The organism is Methylobacterium sp. WL19 (assembly GCF_008040005.1).
Lineage (GTDB): Bacteria > Pseudomonadota > Alphaproteobacteria > Rhizobiales > Beijerinckiaceae > Methylobacterium > Methylobacterium bullatum.
This window is the reverse complement of sequence record NZ_VRVC01000290.1, coordinates 1-837: the sequence shown is the minus strand read 5'-3', so window position 1 is coordinate 837 and position 837 is coordinate 1. Positions and strand designations below refer to the sequence as shown.

Annotated in this window: 1 protein-coding gene; it reads left to right on the top strand. The window is 68.6% G+C overall.

Features of this window, described 5'->3' with window-relative positions:
- Positions 1-24 precede the first annotated feature (24 nt).
- Positions 25-830 (top strand): IS5 family transposase gene (locus FV220_RS25145; protein WP_085984211.1). Its coding sequence is split into 2 segments (ribosomal slippage): positions 25-361 and positions 361-830, totalling 807 coding nucleotides; the frame shifts between segments, so codons are not numbered across the junction.
- Positions 831-837 lie beyond the last annotated feature (7 nt).

Sequence of the window (837 nt, the reverse complement as noted above, 5' to 3'; positions counted from 1 at the left end):
CGTTGCTTTCAGCGTTGGTTTGGCATGGCCAGACCGCTTCTCCCCGATGATCTCTGGGATGAGATCGCTCCGCTCCTCCCGCCGCCTCGGCCGCGTCCGAAGGGCGGGCGTCGTCCGATCGAGAACCGGGCCGCACTGACGGGCATCCTGTTCGTGCTGCGCTCGGGTCTGCCGTGGGAGATGCTGCCGGCCGAGATGGGCTGCGGCTCCGGCATGAGTTGCTGGCGGCGGCTGCGGGATTGGCAAGCGGCGGGCGTGTGGGGCCGCCTGCATCACGTGCTGCTGGAGCGCCTGCACGCAGCGGGTGAGATCGACTGGAACCGGGCTTGCCTGGACAGCGCGTCTGTCCCGGCCAAAAAGGGGGGCCTGCCACCGGCCCGAACCCGACGGACCGGGGCAAGCCGGGTACGAAGCGCCACCTGGTCACCGACGCGCGTGGCACGCCGCTCGGCTTCCGCCTGAGCGGGGCCAACCGGCACGACAGCATCATGATGGCAGCTACTCTCGATGCCGTTCCGCCTCTGCGGAGCGGTCGACGAGGGCGACCGCGACGCCGTCCGGACAAGCTCCACGCCGACAAAGCCTACGATGCCAGACCTCGCCGCCAGGAGTGCCGGGCGCGGGGGATCGTGCCGCGCATCGCGCGTAAGGGCATCGAGAGCAGTGAGAAGCTCGGACGTCACCGTTGGGTCGTGGAGCGCACCCACGCCTGGTTCAACCGATTCCGTCGATTGCCCGTCCGCTACGAGCGACGCAGCGACATCTACGAGGCCTTCACGAGCCTCGCGGCCAGCCTCATCACCCTCAACCAGATCAAACGGTTCTGTTAGGCGCTCT